General features: G+C 43.4%; 1 protein-coding gene. It reads right to left on the reverse strand.

Annotated features, from left to right (window positions below; all coding sequences use genetic code 11):
* On the reverse strand, positions 1–267 hold a 267-nt coding region (locus SCA31_RS23695; protein ID WP_410699459.1), incomplete at both ends, for a pyridoxal-dependent decarboxylase.

The raw sequence follows: 267 nt of genomic DNA on the forward strand, positions 1-267 counted from the left end.
TGAGAGAAACAGTCCCGCATCATCACCAATCCCATTAAGTTACTTTGAGATCCTCCTGCAGTAAAAACACCATCACTTTCAGTAGTGTAACCGATTTTTTCAGCGGTCCAGTCAATCAGTTTTCTTTCCATGAAAGTTCCGCCCGCACTCTGATCATAGGTATCCTGTGAAGAATTAATGGCACTTACAAGGATTTCTCCTGCCAGTGCAGGAATGACAATCGGGCAATTAAGATGGGCAACATATTGAGGAAGGTGAAAAGCAGTC

The sequence above is a fragment of the Chryseobacterium sp. SIMBA_028 genome, assembly GCF_046535285.1.
Taxonomy (GTDB): domain Bacteria; phylum Bacteroidota; class Bacteroidia; order Flavobacteriales; family Weeksellaceae; genus Chryseobacterium.